Source organism: Eggerthella sp. 1_3_56FAA (genome assembly GCF_000185625.1).
GTDB classification, from domain to species: domain Bacteria; phylum Actinomycetota; class Coriobacteriia; order Coriobacteriales; family Eggerthellaceae; genus Eggerthella; species Eggerthella lenta.
Genome location: NZ_GL622579.1, coordinates 969,232 through 975,259, shown reverse-complemented (window position 1 = coordinate 975,259; position 6,028 = coordinate 969,232). Strand labels below are relative to the sequence as shown.

The 6,028-nt window shown below is 49.5% G+C and carries 4 protein-coding genes; all 4 read right to left on the bottom strand.

Translation table 11 applies throughout. The features are described 5' to 3' along the window. Positions 1 to 246: hypothetical protein (locus HMPREF1023_RS15895; RefSeq protein WP_232228682.1), on the bottom strand; the 246-nt coding region annotated here is incomplete at its 3' end. 824 nt (positions 247 to 1,070) lie between these two features. After that, positions 1,071 to 1,403, bottom strand: a complete 333-nt coding sequence (locus HMPREF1023_RS04275; protein WP_009304925.1) for a hypothetical protein — start codon at positions 1,401 to 1,403, stop codon at positions 1,071 to 1,073. Further along, a complete protein-coding gene (locus HMPREF1023_RS04270) occupies positions 1,390 to 3,930 on the bottom strand; it encodes a PHP domain-containing protein (RefSeq protein ID WP_009304924.1) in 2,541 nt (846 codons plus the stop codon). The genes HMPREF1023_RS04275 and HMPREF1023_RS04270 overlap by 14 nt, the downstream gene beginning before the upstream one ends. An 11-nt stretch (positions 3,931 to 3,941) precedes the next feature. Beyond that, positions 3,942 to 6,023: a DUF262 domain-containing protein gene (locus HMPREF1023_RS04265; RefSeq protein WP_009304923.1), complete on the bottom strand. Its 2,082-nt coding sequence runs from the start codon at positions 6,021 to 6,023 to the stop codon at positions 3,942 to 3,944. Positions 6,024 to 6,028 lie beyond the last annotated feature (5 nt).

The window sequence follows — 6,028 nt, the reverse complement described above, 5'->3', positions numbered from 1 at the left end:
TGAATTGTCGGTGCGATTAGCGTACGTATCAAAATCTGGGGACATCAAATAGTTGAGCAAATACCCATTCGATATACCATCGAGGCAAACCATCGCCGCAAAACCCGTGCTTGCGATTGGCGGTAGCGAGAATTTGCGGTCAACGATGCACATGTTATGCAAGTAGGGTCGTACCGTTGAATAGAGAACATCACCCAACTTGACAGGCTTGCGTGCCCTCGAAGGTGCTTTATCGGCTTCAATCAAAGTTTCCTTAGAGCTCAAACGCTGGTGGGCGTTGTCAATGGATCCAATATCGATATAGCTGAATGCGGAGGTTGGCTTAAGCTGCGCACGTTGATAAACAATATTGCCAAGCCTTGCCCACTCCCAGCCTTCAGGGATATCGAACGGGATCTCGTCGTCGATGCAGACGGGCTCGCCCTTGCTGCGCTTCTCATAGCGGGACCCATCGGAAGTGCTTCGGCAAGAATAACGAAACTAACAGGTCAAATGCCCCTATGGGTACCAACGAGCTTAGCTGGGTACTAAATGGGTGCCAAACAAAATGCGACCTTGGCTAAATCAAGACCCTATATCGAAACTGGCTACGCGATAATTGCAGCATATAGAGAACGCACCTTGATAAAGAAATATCCTGATATTCGGTGTAATCCCAGTTCATGACGACCATAAACTCAAACGGCTTGCTGCAGAAAACCGATATGGTACAAAAAGAAAAGTGTCTCTTGATGCCACGAGGCACTACTGATAAGTAATACTCTTTTGAACGGAATCACTCGCACTCGATGAATGCATTTGCACGTTGCATATCAGTATGTGTCATCAAGTATCACCTCGTGCTACTACGTCCGAATCAATCGCGAATCAAACGTTGATTCATTTCTGTCGGGATGATGATACCGCATTTCCCGCCAAGGAGAAGCCCGTACAATCACTCCCTGTCTCTCCTGCGGGAGTAGTTGCGGGTGGCTTTGCGAACGTTCCTCTTTTCCGAATCGGTGCACGATGGAGCAGGGCGGTGCAGATTGCGCCGATATTACATAGAAACCAAGATAATCAGCTATTAACTAGTCTTGAATTTCCGTCTTATTCAGGCGATCGATGAAAGCTCTAATTTTCTCCTCGCGTTCTTTTGCAGTAGATAATTTGCCCGCTTCGTCTTGCTGCTTCTCCCGACGTTGAACGAAATCGATTAAGAACTCAGCGTATCTGCGTGCTTTCGCGCTCTTATCGTCATCCAATCCCTCTTCGATCGTAAAGCAATCTTCATTAAGATTTACATCGCTCGAGGGAGAAGTGACTTTTAGTAAGAAGTCTGAGTAATCCTTAGACACGTTCAGGTCGTAGGACAGATCATCAAGGGAAATGATTACATGCCCGTCCTTGTTAATCGTTACCATTCTGTTCTCCGATCTTGAAATTGTATTTGTTAAGCCTCATCTTCAGATAGCGCTCACCGCCATCAAGCACATCGGCGATTGACTGCTTGGTGTGCTTATCGTTTAACACTCCGCATCTATACGAAATATTGTCGTCATCGTTGTTGCATACAACTACAGTCCTTGCGTCACCGTTGACGATAATCGGAGCAGAATGGCTCACGACGAAAAACTGAACATCCAGCTTGAGCTTCTTCAGTCTATCGATAAGGAACTCTTTTATGGTTGCGACATCAAGATTGTCCTCAGGTTGATCCAAAACTATGTATACCCATTTTCCTGCTGACACTTGATCGTTGAGGAATAGCTTTAGTAACGCCTGCGCTTTCATGCCGGGGGACATGTCGTCAATCTTCTTACCAGCAATAACCACGCAGCTTTTTAGTTCAATCGAATCGCTTGCCAACTTTTCAAGTAAGTCGAAGTAATGGTTGTAGTAGGAAAGCAAGCCTTGGTTTTTTACACTCCGAAATTTTGTTCCATTAAACAATTTATGCATATCGGTCTTGTTTGATCGTTCAAGAAAAGCGTGAGCAAGAGCGTTTATTCCTGTGGGAACAAGCGCTCTAACGAGATCATTGAACGCTGCGCAATCATCGTGGACTAAGCTAACGACAATCTGCTCACCGTCATTTGTCAGTTCTACCGGCTGAATTGGATCGAGCATCTGCTCATATGCTTTTTGAGCTTCGTTGTTCAGGTGTTCGAGAGACTCCCGCAGTTCGAAAAGTTCATCGTAGAACGTATTTGCGGCCTTCGTTTTCTCGTCGTATTGATGGCGTTTGGTTGACCCGCTGGAGTTGTTGCATTCATGGAGCATTTCAAAAAACAGAGTCACGTTTTGCTCACGTTGGCTAAACCACGCCTCGTCTATTTCGCCAAGAAGCGATATGAATCCACTGACTCTTGTCGAGAGAACTTTGATGTCGCTCTCAATAGCGCGCGATTCCCTCTCCAACTCATCAAAAAGAGATCTATCTTCTGGATAATCGTCACTGAATTTGATGAGCTTGCTCTTGTCTTCCAGAGCTTCTGTCGCTTCAGATATCTCCCTAAGATGCTTGATGGCGTTTTCCACTTGCGGAAAAGCCTTGACTGGAGTTGTCGGCGCAGTAAGAGTTATGCCGGACGGCATCTCCTCCTCAAGATGGTCGATATGAACTGGGCCGGAATCATACTTTTTCTCAAACGCTGCAAGTAGGTCCTTCTCAAGTCTGAGGACGTCTTTATACCGCTGCTTTGCCGCATCGATTGACTTTGCTGCGTTCTCCTTTAATGGCGAAATTATTTCACCGAGAAAAGGAATCTCTTCGTATCTGCCATCCGCATATATATTTTCGAGCTCGCCTTGGCTAAGGTACAAGCATGGTGGACGGTCTTTTGTGGGAATGCCGCCATGGGTTAAAAATCGGACGGAATCAGAATCGACGAATGCCGCATATGTATCCAGTCCCTTGTCTGCCAATAAGCTTGCCAATAGGGTCTTTCCGCTTCCTCTTGACCCAACTATGCCGTTGTACCCAGGGCTGAAAGGCAGTGTGATTGTTTCGCTATTTTGCCTACCACCGTCTGTCCATACATTAAAGCTGACTGATTCTAAGAATTTTGTAGTGTTTGATTGTGGAAGGATGGAGCATGCGTCAGAAGTTCGAATGCGACTTTCTGGATCGCTGATTGCCAACAGGAGAGAATCGAGATCGCAATCAAAATCTATCCAGGTGTACTTTTTCCCGATATCGCCGATTTTCCCCGCATCGCTGAAAAGGAAGGCTGCCACGGTGGTATTCAGTTCTGAAGCTAGGCCGTCCGATATATATTTCCGACTCTTTTCACCGCCTTCAACCGCCATTGCATGGCTGTAATAAAACAGCCTGTCTTTATAATCCAGGTTCTTTTTCGACCTATTTGGTAGGTACTCTGACAGACTCTTGTCTTTATTCTCATGTGGAACAAAGAAATGCGGTATCGCCGCTGCCCTTTCTTGAAATTCTTCGAGATAGATCGCAGTTGCTTCCGCTGCTTTGGAGAACGATTTACAATCAAGCAATTCCAGATTTTGTATTTTTTCAGCTTTGCCGTCATCGTCGCTGTCAATGAGTTCGTTCTTGATAATCGCCGAGATGAAAAGTTCTCTTACGATAGCTGCCATCTCTTCGGCATGATTCATCGAAAACCATACGATGGCATGGAAGCGACCTTTCCCACCGGTTTCTAAGCCGTAGGCTTTGATCGTTTCGTCCTTTAGCATGACGTCTATCTCGACGCCTCCAAAGAGGACTTTCCCTTTACCCTTCATTTGGCTCTGTAGATCGGTCAGCAGTTCAACATCTATGCTGTTGTGATCCGTTATTGCAAGGACATCTAATTCGCTCTTGAGTACAGCCCGAAAAAAAGTAGCTTTGTCATATCTCCTGCTAAAGCACGAGCTTGAATGCACATGCATATCACATTTTTTGAAAGTATTGATAGTAAGGCCAGCATCACGCATTTATGCTCCTCCTACTCTTCGCTGGCATCCAGCGGCATCTCGAAGGAGAGCTCGCTGGCATCGATCTCGCAGATATCGAAGACGCATTTCAGCAAGTCGATTTTTGCCGCAGTGCTGGATGCGGTGCGAGCGTAGACTCCGTTCGCGATCTTCGAATGCCCTGCGGATTCTGTGCTGCAAAATGCCGTTCCAGGATAGTTCGATCCGTCGACGAGCGAGTGTATCTTCGCCGGCTCCAGTTCATATACCAGTTGCAGGACTTTCGCCATCATGTCGTTCCACTGCGTCGCAATATATCGAACCCCTATGAAGCTGAAAGCGGCGATCCTCCTGCCGGTGAATTCGGTGTCGGAATCGAGCTCGGCAACCTCGGGAAGAGCCTTCGAGGGCTCGTACGAGGACTCAGGCAGTGGCCAGGTCTCGAGGAACTGCTCTTCCAGCATCCTCTCGCGCACTCTGAGCTGCTCTTCGCCCCAGGTTTCCTGCTGGCCGATCCAGTGGTTCATCCTGAATCCGCTGGACCTGAAGCCGTCCCTCATATCTCGCTTCTGCTCAAAAGGCCTGTTGCTGTAGTCTGAGTTGTACGCGGTGACGGTGAGGTTGGCCATCTTGTGGCACCACTCCTCGTGGATGCGCTCCCAGTCATCGCCCAGGGTCTCCTTCCATTGGGCGTTCAGCGTCTGGGGCATGACGTGCTCGACGGAGAAGCTGCCCTCCTCGAGACCTTTGACGACAGAGACGCGCTCCTCGCTCGAACCGTTCTCGAGCCTGTCGTAGAGGTAGAGCTTGCGGTTCTGGATGCGGTAGAAGTCGCGCGTGTCGAGTGCGTAGAGGAACTCCTCGTTGTCGGGGAAGCGCCCAGTGCCGCTCTTATGGGTCAGGACGTATTTGACCACCTCGGCGTAATCGGCTCCATCGGAAACGCCCTTCAGCACGTCTCCGTGCAGCGTCTCGAACACCTTGTTCAAGGCGTTGGCAGGCACGCCGCACACCCATCTCCTGAACAGGTACGAGTCAATCATCCACAGCACCGCGGAGACCGAATCGTCGTCGATGTCGCCTTGGGCTCGGTACTCGAGCAGGTTGAGAAGGTAGGGTCTGGTGACCGACGCGTCGAAGACCCTGATGGCCTCGAGGGCGGAATCGATGCTCTTCACGCCTGTATTTGGGTGAATGCAGGTTTTGTAATGCTTCGAATAGTTCAGAAGCTCTTCGAACAGGGCCTTCGTGTCGAGGCTGAGCACTCCGCCGTCGGGATCGTGGAACTTCTTAGTTGTATACGTCCTAAACGCCGGATACACCTTCTTGATAGCGGGGGTCTTCGCCTCCATAGCAGAAAGGTAGAAGCGGATGTAGTCGCTCACCTTGTAGTCGGTGTTGCGTTCGACCGGATTCCAATAATCGTCGTAGTAAATCTCCTGAAGTTCTGGGTCGAGATTCATGAGGACGAAGTTTCTGATCTTGTCGGCCTCGGAAAGGTCGAGTCCCGTCGAGTTCAGGCTCTCGAAGATCAGCTGGGCATCGTCTTTGGGGTCGAGGGTGATGTCGATAACGCAAAGGGACTTGATAGCTTCGTAGAGCTCGTTGACGGAGATGTCCATCTTTTCGATGCGGTCGAGAAAGTACAAGTAGTTCTGGGTCACGTTCGAGCCCTGGATATATGCGTCGTCCTTGCCATCGAGAATGGCCCCGAACGCCTCGCTGTCGTTCTTCACTAGCTTCAGGCGTAGCTTGCGCTCTTTCTTGTGCCTCGCGTCGATGAGGTAATACTCGGCGATGTCTTCGGCGAGATCCTCTTCCTGCGATTTGACGACGCCTTTCTCGACCTGGGTCCTGATGGCGGCAAAGAGTAGGAATACCGTGGTGATACGCTGCTGGCCGTCGATGACGACGCGCTCTCCGCGCGGCGTCTGGGATACGATGCTGCCGAAGAAATGCTCCTCGCGTCCGGTCTTGGAGACCTCCACCAGATCGTCGAACAGCCTTCCGCATTGCTCCGGCTTCCAGTCGTAGTTTCGCTGGTAAACGGGTATGACGAAACGCGTTTTCTTGCCCTCGATGATGTCGCTCAGATATTCCTTATGGCCGTCCATTCATG

Excerpts from the sequence above, each read along its gene's own strand:
- HMPREF1023_RS04275 (WP_009304925.1), bottom strand. The coding sequence starts at position 1,403 with ATGGTAACGATTAACAAGGACGGGCATGTAATCATTTCCCTTGATGAT.
- HMPREF1023_RS04270 (WP_009304924.1), bottom strand. The coding sequence starts at position 3,930 with ATGCGTGATGCTGGCCTTACTATCAATACTTTCAAAAAATGTGATATG.
- HMPREF1023_RS04265 (WP_009304923.1), bottom strand. The coding sequence starts at position 6,023 with ATGGACGGCCATAAGGAATATCTGAGCGACATCATCGAGGGCAAGAAA.